At 52.3% G+C, this 19296-nt stretch carries 15 protein-coding genes and 2 tRNA genes; 11 read left to right on the top strand and 6 right to left on the bottom strand.

The features are described 5' to 3' along the window. Window position 1: 1 nt before the first annotated feature. From QYC28_RS11270 to murC, 3 genes are read right to left on the bottom strand one after another with little or no spacing between them, the layout of a single operon-like run. Complete coding sequence (locus QYC28_RS11270) at window positions 2-1078, bottom strand: TPR domain-containing glycosyltransferase (protein WP_302679505.1); 1077 nt, start codon at window positions 1076-1078, stop codon at window positions 2-4. Window positions 1079-1083: 5 nt separating this feature from the next. After that, window positions 1084-1989 carry a UDP-N-acetylmuramate dehydrogenase gene (murB, locus tag QYC28_RS11265; protein WP_302679504.1) on the bottom strand — a complete coding sequence of 302 codons (906 nt, stop codon included), beginning with the start codon at window positions 1987-1989 and terminating at the stop codon, window positions 1084-1086. Then, window positions 1986-3410 (bottom strand): UDP-N-acetylmuramate--L-alanine ligase, encoded by a 1425-nt coding sequence (gene murC, locus QYC28_RS11260; RefSeq protein WP_190278349.1) that lies wholly within the window; start codon window positions 3408-3410, stop codon window positions 1986-1988. The genes murB and murC overlap by 4 nt, the downstream gene beginning before the upstream one ends. Window positions 3411-3752: 342 nt before the next feature. Between murC and QYC28_RS11255 the strand changes: the two genes are divergently transcribed. From QYC28_RS11255 to fba, 5 genes are all read left to right on the top strand, one after another. After that, window positions 3753-5003: a Ycf66 family protein gene (locus QYC28_RS11255; protein WP_149820873.1), complete on the top strand. Its 1251-nt coding sequence runs from the start codon at window positions 3753-3755 to the stop codon at window positions 5001-5003. A 554-nt stretch (window positions 5004-5557) separates the two neighbouring features. After that, window positions 5558-5761, top strand: a complete 204-nt coding sequence (locus QYC28_RS11250) for a DUF2811 domain-containing protein (RefSeq protein ID WP_011056228.1) — start codon at window positions 5558-5560, stop codon at window positions 5759-5761. Between the two features lie 24 nt (window positions 5762-5785). Next, window positions 5786-7189: a protoporphyrinogen oxidase gene (gene hemG, locus QYC28_RS11245; protein ID WP_302679503.1), complete on the top strand. Its 1404-nt coding sequence runs from the start codon at window positions 5786-5788 to the stop codon at window positions 7187-7189. Window positions 7190-7191: 2 nt separating this feature from the next. After that, the gene (locus QYC28_RS11240) at window positions 7192-7437 is read left to right on the top strand and encodes a type II toxin-antitoxin system HicB family antitoxin (protein WP_149820869.1); all 246 of its coding nucleotides are present in this window, start codon (window positions 7192-7194) and stop codon (window positions 7435-7437) included. Between the two features lie 160 nt (window positions 7438-7597). Further along, a complete protein-coding gene (gene fba / locus QYC28_RS11235; RefSeq protein WP_149820867.1) occupies window positions 7598-8677 on the top strand; it encodes a class II fructose-bisphosphate aldolase in 1080 nt (359 codons plus the stop codon). 113 nt (window positions 8678-8790) lie between these two features. Here fba and QYC28_RS11230 read toward each other — a convergent pair. After that, window positions 8791-8864, bottom strand: a tRNA-Arg gene (locus QYC28_RS11230). 113 nt (window positions 8865-8977) lie between these two features. Here QYC28_RS11230 and QYC28_RS11225 point away from each other — a divergent pair. The 5 genes from QYC28_RS11225 to QYC28_RS11205 all read left to right on the top strand — a co-directional run bounded on the left by QYC28_RS11225 (window position 8978) and on the right by QYC28_RS11205 (window position 14898). Continuing rightward, window positions 8978-10645 (top strand): hypothetical protein, encoded by a 1668-nt coding sequence (locus QYC28_RS11225; RefSeq protein ID WP_302679502.1) that lies wholly within the window; start codon window positions 8978-8980, stop codon window positions 10643-10645. A gap of 24 nt (window positions 10646-10669) precedes the next feature. Further along, window positions 10670-10751, top strand: a tRNA-Leu gene (locus QYC28_RS11220). A gap of 190 nt (window positions 10752-10941) precedes the next feature. Beyond that, window positions 10942-12087, top strand: coding sequence for a site-specific integrase (locus QYC28_RS11215; protein ID WP_302679501.1), 1146 nt, complete (start codon window positions 10942-10944; stop codon window positions 12085-12087). Between the two features lie 68 nt (window positions 12088-12155). Further along, window positions 12156-12566, top strand: a complete 411-nt coding sequence (locus tag QYC28_RS11210) for a hypothetical protein (protein ID WP_302679500.1) — start codon at window positions 12156-12158, stop codon at window positions 12564-12566. Next, on the top strand, window positions 12559-14898 hold the full coding sequence (locus QYC28_RS11205) for a VapE domain-containing protein (protein ID WP_302679499.1): 2340 nt from the start codon (window positions 12559-12561) through the stop codon (window positions 14896-14898). Before QYC28_RS11210 ends, QYC28_RS11205 begins: the two co-directional genes overlap by 8 nt. Before the next feature lie 547 nt (window positions 14899-15445). Here the strand turns inward: QYC28_RS11205 and QYC28_RS11200 are convergent. Next, window positions 15446-16888, bottom strand: a complete 1443-nt coding sequence (locus QYC28_RS11200) for a TldD/PmbA family protein (RefSeq protein ID WP_302679498.1) — start codon at window positions 16886-16888, stop codon at window positions 15446-15448. Window positions 16889-16933: 45 nt separating this feature from the next. On the opposite strand from QYC28_RS11200, the gene QYC28_RS11195 reads away from it, so the two are divergent. Beyond that, complete coding sequence (locus tag QYC28_RS11195; protein ID WP_149820863.1) at window positions 16934-17569, top strand: TMEM165/GDT1 family protein; 636 nt, start codon at window positions 16934-16936, stop codon at window positions 17567-17569. 29 nt (window positions 17570-17598) lie between these two features. Here the strand turns inward: QYC28_RS11195 and QYC28_RS11190 are convergent, their stop codons facing one another. After that, complete coding sequence (locus QYC28_RS11190) at window positions 17599-19296, bottom strand: hypothetical protein (protein WP_302679497.1); 1698 nt, start codon at window positions 19294-19296, stop codon at window positions 17599-17601.

Here is a 19296-nt window from a genome sequence, read left to right as displayed (position 1 = left end):
GCTACAGCAGTCCCATGGCTTGCAGTTCTTGGCTGAGGCGTTGCGCTTCTTGGGGATTTTGAACCTGCAGTAAATGAATGGCTTGCTGCAGTTTGTCAAGGGCCGGTCTGACTTGTCCTAAACGCAGCAGCAGTGCCCCCTGATTTTGATAGGCTAAGGCACAGGTGGGATCCACGGCTTGCAGGCGATCGTAGGTGGCAAGGGCATCGCCCCAGCGTTTCAATTGCTTTTGGGCCTCCGCCAGCCGCAGATAGGTTGCCAGATGCATCACCGCAGGGGTGGGGGTTCTGAGGGCGGTTTCATAGGCTTGGATGGCTGCCGGCCACTCACCGCGTTCGGCATAGAGATTGCCCCGTTGATAGTGGAGTTCGTAGGCAACGGCGGGGGGGGCGCTTTTGACCTTTAGCCCCTGCTCCAGACAGTGCTGAGCCTGCTGCCAAGCTCCTTTAGCCAGATACACCCCTGCCAATTTACTCCACAGGTAGGCATCCTGCGGGTGCTGCTCAAGGTGGCGGCGCATGATCCGCTCCGCCCGTTCCTGCTTTTGTTGTCGCTGGGAACCAAGGTAGCCACTGTGCACAATGGCCACACGGTTAACTTGACCAATTTGCCAATGGGGTTCCCGCTGTTGCAGGGCAAGAACGCTGTCATCAATCGTTTCGTGGTACGGACGCTGAAAAAAGAGGTCGGGATGGTGACGAAAGAGGCGCGACACATAAGTATAGGGGGGCACAACGCCCAATTCCTGCCGCAGCAATATCACCACCAGCCAATTCGGTTGTCGACAGATCTCAGGCAGCACGGCGGCAAAGGACGGTGTCAGCGTTTCATCCGCATCGAGAACCAGTACCCACTCGGTAGTGACATATTGCAGGGCAATGTTGCGAGCGGCAGCAAAATCCTCTTGCCAAGGAACTTCATAGACCCGTGCTCCCCACTGGCGGGCGATCGCCACCGTTTCATCCTGTGACCCCGTATCCACAATCACCGCCTCATCCACCACACCAACCACACTGGCAAGGCATCGGGGTAAGCGTGCCGCCTCATCCCGGACAATCATACAGAGGGTAATGGCCATAGCAACTAGGCAAAGTCACCAATCAGCTTCACTTCCGGCTGCAACCACACGGACCAGTGATCCGCAACAGCAGCTTGTACATGGCGAATCAAGCGATAGACATCCATCGCTGTTGCGCCACCACAGTTGAGAATAAAGTTGGCATGTTTTTGGGAAACTTGGGCGCGGCCAATCTGGTAGCCCTTCAATCCCGCTTGCTCAATCAACCAACCGGCCGCCTGCTGCTGAGGATTGCGAAAGACACTGCCACAGTTGGGGAAGTCGTAGGGCTGCGTCCGCAGGCGATCGCTCAGGTGTTTTTGGGTGTCTGCTTTGACCTGGGCTGGATCATGTCCCGGTTCCAGCTGCCATGTGGCCTGCAACACCAATCGCTGGCTGTTCTGAAGACAAGAGGTACGGTAGCCATAGCCCAACTCCCGTGCCGCCACCACCGCCAACGTGCCATCGGGTTCTAAAATCACTGCTGACACCAACCGCTCCGCTGTACAGCCGCCGTGGGCACCCGCATTCATCACCACTGCCCCGCCTACGGTACCGGGAATGCCAACAATCCACTCCAGACCGCGCCAGCCCAGTTTTGCGGCATAGTGAGCCAACTTGGGCAAGGGATACCCCGCACCCACCGTCAGTTGTCCAGTTTCTAGATCACTTTTGAGATAGCGCAGATGCTTGGTTGCGATCACAAGACCCGCCACACCGCGATCGCTCACCAGCAGATTAGACCCTGCCCCCAAAACCGTAATTGGCAGTTCCTGTTCCTGCGCCCAAATGTAGGCTGCCTGCAATTCAGCGACCGTACGCGGTTCCACAAACCATTCAGCACAGCCACCCACATTCAGGGTCGTAAACTCGGCAAGGGAGATGTGGCGTTGCAGAGGGCACTGGGTTTGGGGCAAGCAGGGCAAGGTCATAGGGCGATCGCCTCAGTGAGGGAAGAGACACTTAATTGTTCTTGATCCGCCATTACAGACGGAATCAGTTGATTGAGGTTGCCAGCCCCAAGAAAGATCACCAGATCCCCAGGTTGCAGCAGATGCGCCAAGCGAGTTTGTACCGCTTCAAGGGTGGCGCAATAATCCACTGCAGCATGATACTGACGGGCACAGGCGGCCACATCGGCACCACTAATTGTGCCGGGATTGGGTTCACCCGCACTATAGATATCCGTCAAGATCACGTGATCCGCTGCGGTGAAGCACTGGCCAAAGGCCTCGAGAAAGGTTTGGGTGCGGCTATAGCGATGGGGTTGAAAGACTGCCACGATCCGTTGCCAAGGGGCGTGCGTACCCACCTGCAGGCGGGCTGCTTTTAGGGTAGCTATAATTTCGCTGGGATGGTGGGCATAGTCATCAATAAAGCGAATCCCATTCACCTGTCCCCGTTCTTCAAAGCGGCGGCGGGCACCGCGAAACTCCAATAAAGCAGCAGCAATGGTGGCAAAGTCAATGCCAAGATAACGTCCCACTGCAATCACCGCCAGAGCATTTTGGAGATTGTGGGCACCTAAGACACTCAGTTGCAGAATGCCAAGGGACGTGCCCCGCTCCCAAACCCGTGCCGTGGTGCCCTCAGAGGTGTATTGAATATGATCCACACAGTAGTCCACCGTCGCTTGTCGCTGAAGGCTATAGGTCAACAGGCGCGGATGATGCAGGCGATCGTGGATATTCGGACAATCGGCACAGCCAATCACAATGTCTGCCTGATCAGCAAACTGCTGAAACGTGGCCACCACCTCTTCCAAGGAATTGTAGTGATCGGGGTGGTCAAGCTCGATATTCGTAATGACGCCAATATGGGGATGGAATTTGCGCAGGGAGCCATCGGACTCATCCGCTTCAGCAACAAGGTAAGGACCTTGACCCACGCGGGCGTTGCCCTGCCACGCCGCCACTTCACCCCCGACGATAATCGTTGGATCCAGCCCGGCTTGCAACAGCAAATAGGCAATCATGCTGCTGGTGGTTGTCTTACCGTGGGTACCGGCAACGGCAATACTTTGGTGACGGTGCATTAGGGCAGCCAGCAGATCGGAACGATGAAAAATTGGACAGCCCAATCGTTGAGCCGCTTGATATTCAGGGTTATCGCTGCCAATGGCAGTGGAGGAGATGACTTGAGGCAGCGGGGCAAAGGGATACCTTTCAAGGTTGGCCGCACTCTGACCAATAAAGATCTGCACACCTAACTCAGCCAGTTGCTCGGTCAAGCGGTTGGGACGCAAATCGGATCCAGACACCCTAAAGCCCTGCTTGGCGAGAATGTAGGCAAGGGCTGACATACCAATACCACCAATGCCAATGAAGTGGAATGGACGCTCACTAAACTCCATCACTGGCTGATTTGCCACAAACAACTCCTTTGCTCCACCAAAAAGAAATACGTTAATCAATAATTAATATCAATAGATTAGTATCAATAGGCATAAATCCTTAGGCTCATCATAGCAGGTCACCCTCAATCCTCATGGGCTAATACTGGCAGATCCAAGGCAAATATGTCACTCTGAGCCAAAAATTTTTTGCAAACAGTTTATTCAGCCCGTGGCACCCTCTTCCTTGGGGATCAGCAGTTCGACAAAGAATAAACTCTAGCAGAGACAAATTCAGTGCGGTGTAAGGTAGAAGGTTGATACCGCCTTGTCGGTGTGCCGTTATCTTTCTGAGGACTGGGAATGCTGACGAACTTGCTGGCTTGGAGTATGGCGATCGCCAGTTTAGGCTTGTATCTGTTGGGGTTCTTCCTGCCGGAACTGTACCGTAGGTTTGATCTGGTGGCCAGTGGCGCGGGATTATTCTTTGCCCTGACTCTGTGGATCTATGGCGATCGCATTGGCGGTGGATTGCTCCTAGGAACAGCAGCCGCAGTGGCCTTAATTCTCTGGTTGGGTTGGCAGACCCTCAGCTATCGCTGGCAACTCACCTACCCGGGCGATCGCACCGACACCCAAAAAGCTCAAGCCCTCTGGCAAAAAGTCCAGTCTCTGCTGCCCGAAGGTACCTTTGCAAAAATCGGTGAGCAACTGCAAGGCTTCATCAGTAGCTTGCGCGATCGCCTCCAGAAACAGCCGGATCGCCCCCAGCTTCCTGTGGATACCCCACCACCGCCGATGGATACTGGCGACATTAAAGAAGATCTGTGGACAGGGGAAACCAGCACCCCCAGTACCGTTGCCGAACAACCCACCCCAGCCACTGAGGAAGCTGCCGCAGTCCCAGAAGAATCTGCTGAACCAGCGCCAGTCGCAGAAACAACAGCCAGTCCCACCGCAGACACTCCTACAGACGCACCGGCTGATCTGCCGTCCGAAGGGGTTGCCGAAATGACTCCCCCAGAAACCCCTAGTGTTGAAACGCCGCAGCCGCCCACTGCCAGTACCCCAGAGGAGTCAGAACCAGCAACGGTTACTGCTTCAGAAGAACCAGCCCCTCCTGAGACAATAGTTGACGCTCCAGAACCCACAGTGACCGCCGAAGCACCAGAAGAGCACGCATCTCCTGAAACGGCAATTGAGACTCCAGAATCCACGGTGACTCCTGAGGCAGTGGCAGAACCAGCCCCTCCTGAAACGGCAGCAGTGACGCCCCCTGAGACAGTTGTTGATGCCCCAGAACCCACGGCAACTCCTGAGCCAGTGGCAGAACAGGCAGTTCCTGAAACAGTGGTTGAGACTCCAGAACCGACGGCGACCTCTGAAGGAGTGGTTGAACCGCCTCTAGTCTCTGAATCTGCTCCCGATGCTGAATCGACAGAAACGCTGCCTCCAGTGCCAGAATCGCGCACCGCTGCCGCCGATCTCCTAGGGGATATTCCCGAAAGTAGTGATATTGAGGATGAGGGAATATCAGAGGGGACAACCATCGAAAATCCAGAACATACTCCCCCTGAAGATGATGACTGGCCGCCCCCTGAAGCCCGTCTGTGACCTCTCACGCCATCGGGTACAGGGCAGGACTTATCGCTCCGCGAATCCCGCAAAAGTTAATAAAGTCATGAATCCCTGACTTTTGCTGCTTTTATTTTCTCTGAAGCGAACCTTAATAGAACCTTAATTTTCCCCTAACTTTCCCCAAAAATTCCCCAATTTTCCCAAGGTTTTCCACAGATTGGGGCAAAGTTTTCCACAGGCCTTGACGGTGTGATCGGATTTCAAGACATTTTTGGGGATAACTGCTGCTGAAGCCTTGGGGAAAACGCAAGGAGCGCTAAAAGTCCGGAAACGCTGATTCTGTCGTGGATTGCGATCGCCAAGATGGGTGAAAACAAGGATTGACAGACCCTAGGACAACCCAGACAATGGAGTTCCACGGATAGAGATTCACTTGCTCTGAAACCTTGTGAATGTAGGGCTAAATCCCGCTCTGAGTCAGGGGTCTGGGGATTTGGTCAGAACTTTTATGGGAGTTTTCCACAGGTTTACCCAGGGCGAGCTGATGGCGCCTGCAATTTTGTCTTGGTTTTATTGAGGTAACTCACGGTATGAACGCTCAAGCCACGATTAGTATTCTTGCCGAGATTCCAGAGGAGCTACACGAGACCCTGAAATACTACCTCGAGCGGCATCCCGATTGGGATCAGGATCGCGTCTTTGTGGCCGCACTGTCCCTCTTTTTGCTGCAAAATGGAGAATGCGATCGCCGCACGGCACGGGTCTATCTCGACTCGTTGTTCAAGCGATCCTAAACACGTTGGAGGGTAGCAAAACGGGTGAGTGAAGTAGATGTCGCAATTGTGGGTGGTGGCCTCAGTGGCCTAAGTCTGGCTTGGCGGTTGCAGCAAAGCGCCCCCCAGTACAGTGTGGTTCTCCTAGAGGCCAGCGATCGCCTTGGGGGGAATATTACGACACAAGCAGCGGAGGGCTTTGTTTGGGAACTGGGCCCCAATAGCTTTGCACCGACCCCTGCCCTGTTACAACTCATTGCTGAGCTGGGCTTGCAGTCGGAACTGATTCGGGGCGATCGCCACCTACCGCGCTACATCTACTGGCGGGGACACCTCTACCCCCTAGAACCCACCCGTCCCCTTGCCTTAGCCACCTCAAATCTCCTCAGTCCTTGGGGAAAAGTGCGGGCAGCCCTTGGTGCCCTTGGGTTTGTGCCCCCCTATCTGGGCAGTGGCGATGAATCAGTTCATTCATTTTTCCGTCGCCATTTGGGGCAAGAGGTGGCTGAACGGCTGGTGGCGCCCTTTGTCTCTGGGGTTTATGCGGGTGATCCACAACAACTGAGTGCCGCTGCTGCTTTTCGTCGTATTGCCCAACTGGAAAAACTCGGGGGTGGCCTCATTGCCGGTGCCCTGCGCCTACGGCGTCAACAAGCCCCTAAACCGAAGCCGCCTACGGGTGTGCAGATGCGACCGGGGGAACTTGGCTCCTTTAAGGAAGGCTTGGCTGTGCTACCTCGGGCGATCGCCCAACAATTGAAGGCACCGATTCACCTGCAAACCCCGGTTCAGGAAATTACCCCAGAATCCAAGGGTGGCTACCTGCTGCGCAGTGGTGAGCAAACCTGGCACGCCCGCAGTGTGGTCTTGGCAACGCCCGCCTATCAAACTGCAGAGTTGGTAGCACCTTTTCAACCAGCGATCGCCCGTGTTTTGGCTACCATCCCCTATCCCACCGTGGCCTGTGTGGTCTTGGCCTACCCCGTTGGACTCGGGCGCAGTGTCCGCCCCGGCTTTGGGGTACTCATTCCTCGCGGTCAGGGCATCCGCACCCTTGGCACCATTTGGTCGTCCTGTCTCTTTCCCCAACGCACTCCCGCCGGTTGGCAAGTCTTTACGAGTTTTATTGGCGGTGCCACGGATCCTGATTTGGCTAGCCTCAGCGAAGAAGCCATTGTCCAGCAGGTGCAGCAGGATTTGAGCCGACTCCTTGATTTACCTGCAGCCAAGGCACGCTTACTCGGTATGAAGGTTTGGCGACGGGCGATTCCCCAATATATTGTCGGCTACCCTGAGCAGTGGCAGCAGGTGACCCATGCCCTCAGTCAAACCCCCGGCCTTTTCCTGTGTAGTAACTATGCTGAGGGTGTCGCCTTGGGCGATCGTGTTGAACATGGCAATCGAACCGCTGCTGCTGTTGCTGCCTACCTTTCAGGAGGCCAGCCCTAGGGATGTCGCTGTCGGACTATATGAATGCGGCTCTTGAGCGGGCTATCTATCACTTCAATGCAGAGGATGGACTGATTTACGGTGAAATTCCAGACCTTGAGGGGGTCAAGGCCCATGGCAAGACAGTGCTTGAATGCCGCGAGCATCTCTCCGAACTCTTAGAGGATTGGATCTACTTCCATGTCTCGCGGGGCATTCCCGTACCCGTGATTAACGGCATTGAAGTTCCCGTACGGGAGATTTTTTGAATCTCACCCTCTTTGGGTACCCCTTATCTATAGAACAAGGACTGTATTCTCAATAGGCCAGCGATCGCTCCCCTGTAACATAAACGAGCAAACATAGCCTAAGATTATCGGTAAGGTTAACGAAGCGATACATCCGCTCTACTAAGGAGGACATAACCCTATGGCACTCGTACCCATGCGCTTGCTGCTCGATCACGCAGCCGAAAATGGTTACGGCATTCCCGCCTTCAACGTCAACAACATGGAGCAAATCCAAGCCATCATGCAGGCGGCCCATGAAACCGACAGTCCCGTGATTTTGCAAGCATCGCGGGGTGCCCGTAAATATGCTGGGGAAAACTTCCTGCGTCACCTGATTTTGGCTGCGGTGGAAACCTACCCCCACATCCCCATTGTCATGCACCAAGACCATGGTAACGAGCCTGCCACCTGCTACTCCGCCATTCGCAACGGCTTTACTAGTGTGATGATGGATGGCTCCCTTGAAGCCGATGCCAAAACCCCCGCCAGCTATGAGTACAACGTGGCCGTCACCAGCGAAGTGGTAAAAGTCGCGCACTCCATTGGTGTTTCTGTGGAAGGCGAGCTGGGCTGCCTTGGTTCCTTGGAAACCGGTAAAGGGGAAGCCGAAGATGGCCACGGATTTGAAGGTGCCCTTGATCACTCGATGCTCCTCACCGACCCCGATCAAGCCGTGGACTTCGTGGAGCGTACCCAAGTCGATGCCCTTGCAGTGGCCATTGGTACCAGCCACGGTGCCTATAAATTTAGCCGCAAACCCACGGGTGAAATCCTCGCCATCAGCCGCGTGGAAGAAATCCACCGTCGTTTGCCCAACACCCACTTGGTGATGCACGGTTCTAGCTCCGTACCCCAAGACTTGATTGACATCATCAACCAGTACGGTGGCACGATTCCTGAAACCTACGGCGTGCCTGTGGAAGAAATCCAAAAAGGCATCAAGAGCGGTGTCCGCAAAGTGAACATTGACACCGACAACCGCCTAGCCATTACCGCTGCGGTGCGCGAAGCTCTCGCCTTGGCACCCAAGGAATTTGACCCCCGTCACTTCCTGAAGCCATCCATTAAATACATGCAAAAAGTCTGTGCCGATCGCTATCAGCAATTTGGCACCGCCGGCAACGCCAGCAAAATCAAGCAACTCAGCCTTGATGACTATGCTGCCAAATATGCCAAAGGTGAGCTGAAACAAGTGACTCAGAAAACCGTGGTGGTCTAGGCACTCTGCGATCGCTGAGCAACGATAAGTAACGTGATAGAGGGTGGCTACGGTCACCCTTTTTGATTTGAATAAAAAATAATAGCTCTATAGTTTTATTCAGCTTTACTCAACGGGCTTGGAGGGACTCGAACCCCCGACCTGCTGATCCGTAGTCAGCCGCTCTAATCCACTAAGCTACAAGCCCAAGTCAGGAACACTATCCTAGCATGAATTCCCAGAGAGATCAAAGGGGCGAAAGGAAATTTGCGCGCGGGTGTGTCATAGTCGGGAGCGGAGACCCTTGACTCAAACGGATAGATGCTGAAGAAACTCCACCGCTGGTTCTTGACCACTCCCCATCTGCCGCGATCGCTGGTGGCTTTTGGTCTGAGTCTGGCTGCCCTTGCCCTCTTGGATAGCAGTGCTAATCTTGTCCTCGCTCATCTAAAAGCAACTGCCCCAAGGTTCTTTGCTGGCTTGGTTGCTGGTACCTTTGATACTGGCTTTGCCCCAGAGGTGTGGCTCTCGGTGATTGGCCTCACCCTCGGCACGTTAATCATTGTGATTTCCATTGCGGCGCAAAATATCCCCAAAATTACTGAACTGTACATGCAGGACTGGACGAGCCTGATCTATGTCTGGTGTCTGGTTTTGGGGGGTGCCCATATCTTCTACATCAAGATTTTGCAGGACTTGGGCAGGCATCCTGTGGGTAGCATCCTGTTGAATGTATACGGCCTCTTGCCCTTGGCAATTTTGACGGCACTACCCTACATCTTCTACATCCTCAAGTCCATCCAGCCAGAAAGTGTGGCTCAGCAAATTTACCGCCGCCAGTATCACTACATGAGTCGACTGGGCATTGTTCTCAAGGATGGGGTGTCCTATCAACCGCAGTTTTTGCGCCGTAGTCAGGCTCACCTGATCGCGGGATTGAACCAATTGGATGATTTGCTGGCCTATGTGGCGTTTCGCGGGGCGCAGGCTGAAATTATTGGTGTAGTCAGTGAACTACTGCAGCACTACATCAGTTGCAAACCCAGCTATCCAGCCTATTTCTTTCGCCTCAGCGGTGCGGTGATGGGGGATATTGCCTTCAAGACCATGTTTGATCAATTTGGTCAAATTGAAGAGAACCATACCTTCTACGAGCAAAAGTGTTTTCGGCTCCTTGGGAATGCCTATGTGCGCTTTTTGGAGGAGGAGCAGTTTCCTCTCGCGTCGCTGTGTGGCTCTGAGATGTGCGCGATCGCCCACCGCATTCTCAGTAGGGGGGATGACATTTTGCTGGACCTAATCATTATTCGCTTTAATACAATGATGCGCTTTGCCATTAAACACGGCAGTCGTCACAACGAGGCACGCAATCTCTATAACTTGGCCTTTCACTATCGGCGGTTTATTGAGAGTCTGGTGCATTACCAGCGCCCCCAGCTCACCCAAAAGTGTGTGAATTATCTACGTGCCTACGGGAATGAAGTCTATGAGTTAGCACAGAATAGTCCTGCACTGTATTTCATTGTTGATGTCTTTGCCGCTGAGCTAAAGAAGGTCTTAATCTTGGTGAACGAGCAGCAGTGGGAGGAGCGACTGCAACTGGAACTCTTGGAGGAAATGCTTCGCCTAGATAATCCACCGGAACTGCGGCAACCCCAAAATGGCGATCGCCCCTATGGCAAAAGTACAGGGGTTCGCCTACTACAAATGGGACTCGCCCTCTTTTACTTGGCACGGCAGCAACCTCAGTTTGCGCAGCGGATTGTTGAGGATATGGTGGAGGATGCAGCGGTTCTCGGCTTGGCGGGGTTTAAGCGTCTCTTTCAGCAAAATTGCGATCGCCTGCGCCAGGCTCAGCCCAAGTTTTGGGAGGACACCGATCGCGGCAATGCCAATTTGTACTACTCAGAACACACCGAGCAACTGCCTGCCCTACAGACCCTTGTGGATCGCGCTTGTCACGCTCTGGAGATAACTCAGTCGTCCTAAAGCATGGTATAGTAATAAGTCTGAGGGCGAGTGGCGAAATGGTAGACGCACTACACTCAAAATGTAGCGGGGGTTCCCCATGTCAGTTCGAGTCTGACCTCGCCCATTTCTGAAAACCTAGTCTGGTAGCGGGTTTCCAAAGCCCCTAACTCTGAAAAGGTTGGCCAAGGCGAGCGCATTTGGCGGTTCTGGATAGGTGCTTGGGTATTGTCAGGGTATTCAGCGATTATCCGACGCCGGAAACGCTTAGGGAAAGACATGACAGAGAAGTGGTCAATTCCTTGTTTTTGCAGTGAATGGCCTTCTTTGCTATGAAACTTACGCTGGAAAACTTTAAGGGGTGCTACCGGTGTCGGTTCACTATCGCCGGCAAGCGCCATGCTGTTTACTATGGGACCAGGGACTACGCTACGGCAGTTCGATTGCATCGAAAGCTCCAAAATGACGTGCTGAACGGCACCCTGAATCCCGATCTAAAGAGTTATTCCCTGCGCCACAGTCTTCAGGTTAAGAGTTCCCCTGCTCGGCCAAAGATAACCTTGCAAGGGCTTTGGGATAGATGGGTAGAAACACTAAATCTAGAGCCGGCTGTACGACACAACCACTACCACTGGACAAGAGCAGCTATCCCCGGAAAAGCACTGTGGTACGAAACGGCATGGTTTCTCAGAAAATCTGCTGAATGGTCTGCTAGCACTGCTCGCTCCCGTCTCACGATGATTCGGCGTTGCGTGGACTGGGGCATAGCGACTGGCTTAATTTCCGGGGAGAATCCTTGGGGCTCCGTTAAGCTGCGATGCAAAAGAGGGCAATCGCGGATCAAGCCGTTCAGTAGAGCAGAAGTACAAGCAATTGTTAAGGCGTTTAGCGAGGATACTTTTTGCTCGAAAACCGCCAATACTAAGCACTCCTACTATCTCCCTTTCGTGAAATTCCTATTTACTTATGGAACACGGCTGGGAGAAGCTATTGCTCTCACCTGGGATAAAGTTCTTTGGGAAGACAGGTTAATTGTTATTGAGCAAACTGCCAGCCGTAATCTGAGTCAATCCCCAACCTCGTCAAGCCTCATTCTCAAGGAAACGAAAACTGGAGAAATCCGTTTTCTTTATCTGACTTCCAGTATGGAAGCAATGCTGAAGGAGCTAAAGGAGACAAGCGATAGTCCCTACGTATTCCCCGGCAGACGGGGCGGATTGCTCGACATCAATTCCTTTAGGAAGGCATGGCGTAGGGTTTTAGAGGGGCTGGGTATTCCCTACCGATATCCCTATCAATGTCGCCATACTGTCCTTTCCCATGTGGCCAAAGAGCATGGATTACCTGCTGCGGCTGAATTAGCTGGCCATAAAAGTCTTGAGATGGTGACCCGCCATTATGCGAAGTTTGTGGGCTGCCAAGCTGATATTATCCCGAATCTTCTAGAGGAAGACTCTAGATAGCTGCACTAAAAAAGAGCGACACATTAACCAAAGTGTCGCCAATCTAATTTTGTAAAGGGGTGGAAAGAATGCAAGCCAAAATCATACTGGACTTTGATCACAATTTAGCTGAGTTATGGTTCAACGGTGAACCGATTCATGTCGGTCACTGCGAATTGTTCCCCCCAGTACCCTACTTTTCGGATGGGTACTGGCAGCTTTCTCCTTATGTAGCGCGAGTCTCAGAGCTTTTCTATTTCACTGGAGGGATTAGACCCTTTTCGCAGGTAGATTTTGCTCTTTGCGATCCTGATTATTCTTTCCCAATTGAAGAAGCAAAACGAGTCTGGGCTACCAAGCCAATACCTAACCCACACCTTGTGGCCCTAGCAGCTAAAGCCTTGAAAGACCTTGATCGAAACGTTCTGCGTTTCTTGCAGTCCCGTTACTCTGCGGAAGAAATTTATGAAGCCATGAAAAGGAGAGATTCTGATGCATAGAAAATTTATTCCATCTTCCAAGACGAATCCTTGTCCTGTGTGTGGGCGAACCAAAGATAGCGACTGCCGCATTACCCCTGACAAACAGCTTGTTCTTTGCCACTCCTACACTGATTCTCTCCGTTTATGGGAAGAAGTTAATGGCTGGAAGTTTATTGGTCTGTCCGATAATCCACTATGGGGCAAGTTTATCAAGATAAGAGAAGATTGGCACAAGCCTTATCGCCCAGCAGGGAAGCGGTATTGGGACTATTATGACAACAAAAAACAAAAAATTATCCGAGTTCATCGCCAAGACTTCGGGGATGGCCGCCCAAAGCGAATCTGGCAAGAGTCCTTAATAAAGGGAAAATCCCCCGCAGAAACGTTAACGTTTGCGCTGCCTTACCGCTATCCCGAGTGCATATCCGCCCAATCCCAAGGGTACCCCGTATTTTGGGTGGAAGGTGAAACTTGCGCTGACAGCTTATGGGATATAGGCATTGCTGCAACGACGACTATTGGCGGATCTGGCCAATATAGGCCCCACCAGTACCGCAATCTGTTTGACTCCAAAGCGCTAGTTATATGTCCGGATTGGGATGAGGTGGGATTTAAGTACGCAGAAGCTGTCGCCCAAGATTATCCTGAAGCACGCTGGCTGTATCTTGATATTGCTTTTGAGAAGGGTCTTTCTATTCCCAAGAATGGTGGTTTTGATATCGCTGACTGGATTGCTATTCTTGCTGAACAGGGACTGCAAAAGCATGAGATAAAAGAATTGATTCTCAGGTCGGCAGAGAGCCGACGGAAGGGTTTTGCGCCTACCAATCCCCCTGCGGATGACAAGCCCAAGGAATTACTAGATTATGAACTGCTAAAAAATCGGTTTGAAGGCAGACTGCGCTACAATCTGCTGACCAAGGATGTAGAGCTGGATGGTCAGCCGATAGAAGTCGGCGAAGCAAAGCTCCTTTTTGCGATTGACCATGGAATCAAACTGAAATCCACTAAGGAAGACATCGCCAGTATTACTGTAAAGCTAGCCAAGGAGCACGCTTACTCTCCAGTACGGGATTACTTAGAGAGGGTTTGGCTATCCAATCGGTCAAACCCCCATCCCCTGGAATCCTTGCATCGGCGAATTGAGGCATATCTAGGTTGCGACAACAGCGTGCTGCGTTTACTTGTCATCAAAACATTGGTGGGAGCTGTGGCGCGCGCCTATGAACCGGGGGTTAAGGTGGACACCATCCTAATCTTGTGCGGTCCTCAGGGATACCGTAAATCTTCCTTTTGGCGCGCTTTGGCCAGTGCGGCATGGTTTGATGATTCCCTCGACTTGGAATCTTTGGGCGATAAGGATTCGCGGCTACAGTTACACGCTTCTTGGATAGTCGAATTCCAGGAAGCGGAACAGATGTTCGCCACTAAGCAACAACGCGGAACGCTCAAAGCTTTGCTTTCGACTTGCCGAGATCGGATTCGTCGCCCCTACGGCCGAGTCTTTGAAACCCTAGATCGGCACTTCGTAGTGGTTGGGACAACCAATCATCTTCAATTCCTCGATGACCCGACTGGAAATCGCCGTTTTTGGATAGTTCCGGTGCGCGCCCCCATCCCCCTGGAGAGGGTAGAAGCCGAGAGAGACCAAATTTGGGCAGAAGCTGTCGCTCTTTACAAGTCTGGTTTTGCTTGGTGGCTGTCTTCGTCGGAGCAGCAAGCTGTTTCGGACTTGACCAGCCGACACGAAAATGAAGACCCGTGGCAGGAGCCGATTGCCAACTTCCTCGCGGCGCGCTCAGAAACAACCATGGCAGAAATTTTTTCGGAAGTGCTGGGGGTAGACATGTCACAGCGAGAACAGTATAAACAGCGGCGAATTGCCGCAATCCTGCATCAACTTGGTTGGGAGCGGCGGCATGGGATGCGTGGCAAGAAATGGGTGAAGACGGAACCGCAACAACCTAATAGCCAGGGTTGTTCTGAGCGAATGGAACAACAGCGCTCCCCCTTAATTCAAAATTTTGATCAATACGGGTCATATGGGTCATATGGGTCATATAGTACTCAAAAGCTAGACGGATCAAGCACTTCTAGCGATGACCCCTCTAATGACCCCTATAACGGCAAAGTAGATGACGGGTCATTGGGAGATGACCCCAACGACTCTCATGACCCCTTAAAAAAAGAGGAAATTTACCAAGGAGTCATAATAGAAACCTCGATTTTTCAAGCCTTGCGCCGACTGGATGACCCGAATGACCCCTATGACCCCTCAAAAGTGCTTTTTACCCAAAACTTTTCCGTGAATGGATCCGAATGGGATCTTTATTGCGATGGGTATGAATGACATGATGGCTTTACCACCTCACGCGAGTCTCATTTTTCTCGCTTAAGAATGAATATCAAGACTTTTGCCAAAGTGAGAGAAGTTGCTAGCGGTTTTTCCTTTCTGCTTGCTAGAGCGATTTGGTGCCGCGAAGCCGCTCCCCTTTCCATAGTCCTTAAGAACTGACTAGGGGAGGGTTGAGCTTGATCTAACACGTCTTAACACCGCCGCACCTATAGGGTCAGCATGGGCGCTCAAGGGGAGTCTGATCCGTGATCCAGTACCCTGTACTGCCGAGGATTTTATTCGCTATACCGATACTGTGTTTCTCGGCTGGGAGTGGATGCCTATCTTCATACTGGGTCAGTTGTGCTTGCTGATCGTTTTTTTCGTTTGCCGAACCCATAGGGGGGCACAGTTTTTTTTTGGGATGAGTGAGTATGGTACGTTTTGGGTATAGTAGAAGGAATATGCACTGCTCTGTCAAAAACTGATTTATGAGGGGATAGCCACTCAAAATGTAGCGGGGGTTCCCCATGTCAGTTCGAGTCTGACCTCGCCCATTGACTTAGCCGCCACCAAAGACTTGGATATTGGCAAAGGCACACACCGGTGAAGCGTGACCGACACGAATGGCCTGGTTGGGTTCGCCCTTACCACAAAACGGTGTACCAAAAATACCGAAGGTGGAGGCATCTCCCACCGCAATGAGGCTGTGCCAAAATTCAGGCGTGGTGCCGCGATAGTTGGGATTGCGCAGGGTTTGGGTCAGGCGGCCATTTTCAATGCGCTTGGCATATTCGCAGCCAAACTGAAATTTGAGGCGATAGTCGTCGATTGACCAAGAGCGATTGGACTCCATGTACACCCCTGACTCGATGTTGCCGATAATCTGATCAAACGATTGTGTGCCCGGCTCGATATTCAGATTGGCCATCCGGTCAATGGGGGGACGATTCCAAGAACAGGCACGGGCATTGGCAACTCCGGCAACCCCGGCTCGCTGCTGACTTTCAAGGCTGCCCAGACCGCGCAGGAGGCGTCCTTCCTTGATGAGATAGATGCGTTCAGCCGCCACCCCCAAATCATCAAAGGCATAGCTGGCCAGTTCACCGGCAACGGTCGGATCAAACGTGACGTTCAAGAGGGGGGAGCCGTACTGCCGCTGCCCAAAGTCCTCAAGGCGAATAAAGCTGCTGCCGGCATAGTTGCGCTCATCCCCCAAAATGCGGTCTAGCTCTAGGGGATGACCAATGCTCTCGTGGATTTGCAGCATCATTTGATCGGGGGCAAGTACCAAGGTTGTCGTTGTTTCTGGGCACTCTTGGGCACTGAGGAGTTCAACGGCCTGCTCGCCAATGTGATGGGCGCGATCGCTCAATTGATCAGCCGTCAGCCACTCTAGCCCCCCTTGATAGCACCGCGCTAACCAACCATGATCGGTTCGCTGCTGAACCACCCCTGCCCCCTGAGCCGTGGCGCTCATATCGGTGAGCACTTGATAAAATTGCTGTTCAATTTCACCGCCATCACTGGTGAACCACTGGCTAGTGGTCTCGACGGTCTGCACAAAAGCACGGGTTTGGACAATATCGTCACTAACCTTGAGCCAATGGCAAAGGTCTTGGAGTAAGTGATTCAATTCAGCGGCTGAAAGTTGGTCAAAAGGTTGCCGCTGGGGCGATCGATAGTGTCCCTTGCCCTTGCCCCGTGCCGCTGGCGTAAAGTTAAAGACTCGCCAATGGGCAGCGGTTTTCGCCTGTTGATAGGCCTGCTGAATCGCCCGATGGATAGCACTGGGTTGCAAATTTGGGGTTGCTGTATAGGCAAATTGACCATCGACGAGCACCTCAACCATGACCCCCCGTTGGTGCGATCGCTGGTTCATTTCAGGATTTCCATCCCGAGCACTGCGAGTCGTGACAATCTCCTCAACGTAACGCAGCCCTAGCCAATCGAGGGGTAAATCAATCTGATTCAAAAGGGCGGTGAAATTCTTCGGTGTCGTCATGGCAGTGTGCTAATTTAAGGCATGGTAAAGTTTGAATCCTTTCCTATGCTAACGGCTTTTACTGCGGGGCTGTCCCTCATCGCGATTTCTGAGCTGGGAGACAAGACCTTCTTTATTGCCATGGTTTTGGCAACCCGTCACAGCAAGCGGTGGGTCTTCCTAGGGTCATGGGCGGCTTTAATTGTGATGACACTGCTTTCAGTGGCCGTGGGCAAGGTCTTTCAACTTTTACCGCGAGAGTTCACCTTCTATGCGGCGATTTTGCTCTTCACCGTTTTTGGTCTCAAGATGCTGATTCAAGGCTGGCGGATGGGGGATAGCCCCTGTGAGGAGGAGTGTGAAGCGGCAGTGGAAACCGTTGAAAAGGCGGAAGCCAATCTCAGCCGTTGGGGCAGTAACCCTGCTTGGGCGACTTTTGTGGAGGCTTTTAGTCTCACCTTCATTGCTGAATGGGGCGATCGCACCCAAATTGCCACCATTACCCTTGCTGCCACCAGTCATGCCCTAGGGGTTGCCCTCGGCGCGCTTCTTGGTCACGGCATCTGTGTGGCGATCGCGGTTCTAGGCGGCGGCCTGATGGCTGGACGCATCTCCGAACGGACATTGACCTTGGGCGGTGGTGCCCTATTTTTAATCTTCGCGATTGTTACCGCCTTGCAAGGGATGCCAAGGGCTTCTTGAGCCGCTTCTGAATCTAGAACTCCAATTGGTTATAGAAGGCGGCCAGAGGTGGCAAACTCCTGCACTGCAGCGCGAATAAAGTCTTCAAGGGAGCGCACCCCGGCTTGATCCTCGAACACCTTCGGCAGATTGTTTTGGATTTTTTCGCGGATAAATCGGCGATACTCAGCGCTTTGACCCAGTTCAATGGCTTTTTGAATATAGGCAGAAACATCTGGCGCAATTAATTCCGGTAGCTCTAGGAGTGTGAGAATACCAGCGGTATGCCGCCCCCGCATAAAGCGTCCTGGTGTGGTCACCATAGGGACTTGGGCATAGTAGAGGGCTTCAAGGGTAGAATTTCCCCCTGACCATTCAAGGCTGTCTAGGAAAACATCGAGACAATGCAACATGGAGGTAAAACCATAGAAGTTTAAGGGGCGTGAGAAAAAGCAGTACGCCCTATAGTCAAGGTTTTTGGCAGCAAAAGCTCGTTCTAGACGTCCTTCAAACCGCTGGCGGCTGTTTTTGGTCATAAGATTGGTAATAAAAACAAATTGACAATTCCCGACCGCTGCGGCAATTTCGGGGTAGATGTGGTCAAACTGTGGCAGGTACTTAAAGACACTTTGCAGGCAACCGTAGATAACGGCATCGCTTTTGAGGCCGAATTCCTCCCGCGTAATGGGCGATCGCGGATCGGGTGGCGGGGGACTAAAGGCAATCCCCAGATTTTTTAGCCTGATCAGCTTTTCTGTGTAATGCGTTTCGCCATCAGGGGGTTCCATCAACTCACTACTGAGGAAATAATCAATTGTGGGTAAGCCAGAGGTGTCGGGATGCCCCCAAGACATACATTGAATCGGCGCTAATTTCAGAGCGGCAATCTTGATCAGTTCCAGATCCATGCCCAGTTCGGGGAAAATCACTAGATGTAATTGATCGGCACGAATCTGCTCAAACCATTCTTGAGGCGATTTAGTGCCCATGACAAAGCGATGGCAATAGCTCTCTGCGGCCTCTGTCCAGCGATCGCGATAATCTCGCACGTAGTAGCCATAAAGCTGAAATTGTGTTTTATCAAGATGTTTAAGCCAGCCGTGGAGCAGCAACTTCCAAACCGTATGCGCACGAAAGTGCCCTGAAACAAACCCAATCCGTAGGGGTTCATTGACCTTCACTGGTGGCATTGGGGGGTGTTCTTTGGCGGCTGGAATCACACTGGTCATGATTTCGTAGATCATCTGCCCGTACTGTTGTTGGACATCGCGGGTTTCTTTCCCTTGATAGGGCAGTAAAAATGTGTTCACATTCCCCAGCCACTCAGAGAGATATTGTTTCTTATCTAAAGAGAAACTTTGAAACGTTTGATAGAACTCGGCAACGGATTCTCTGATTTTTTGACGGCAATCCTGTAGCTCTTCTACATCTTTATAAACGTAAATCAAGTACCTCGTACACTTGAGAAAGTCAATGCCAATTTGCCAGTCAGGTCTCAGTTCAATCGCTTTTTTGTAGGCTTCTAGTGCCTGTTGTAAATCACTATCAACACCACTGATCATGCCCAACAGGTACCAACATCTTGCTAGGCGAGGATCAAGTGCCAAGGCATGCTTCAGGCCTGAGACCACAGCTCGATAGCTGTTATCATTCCATTTATTAATGGCTAGTTTTTCCCACCCCTTGGCAAAGGCAAGGTGGCCTTTTTGTTGAGTCGTTCTTGCAATGAACTCTTCGATACACCCCAT

Origin of the sequence: Thermosynechococcus sp. HY596 (genome assembly GCF_030518715.1) — a bacterium.
Classification (GTDB): Bacteria; Cyanobacteriota; Cyanobacteriia; order Thermosynechococcales; family Thermosynechococcaceae; genus Thermosynechococcus.
This window is presented reverse-complemented; position numbering and strand designations above follow the sequence as displayed.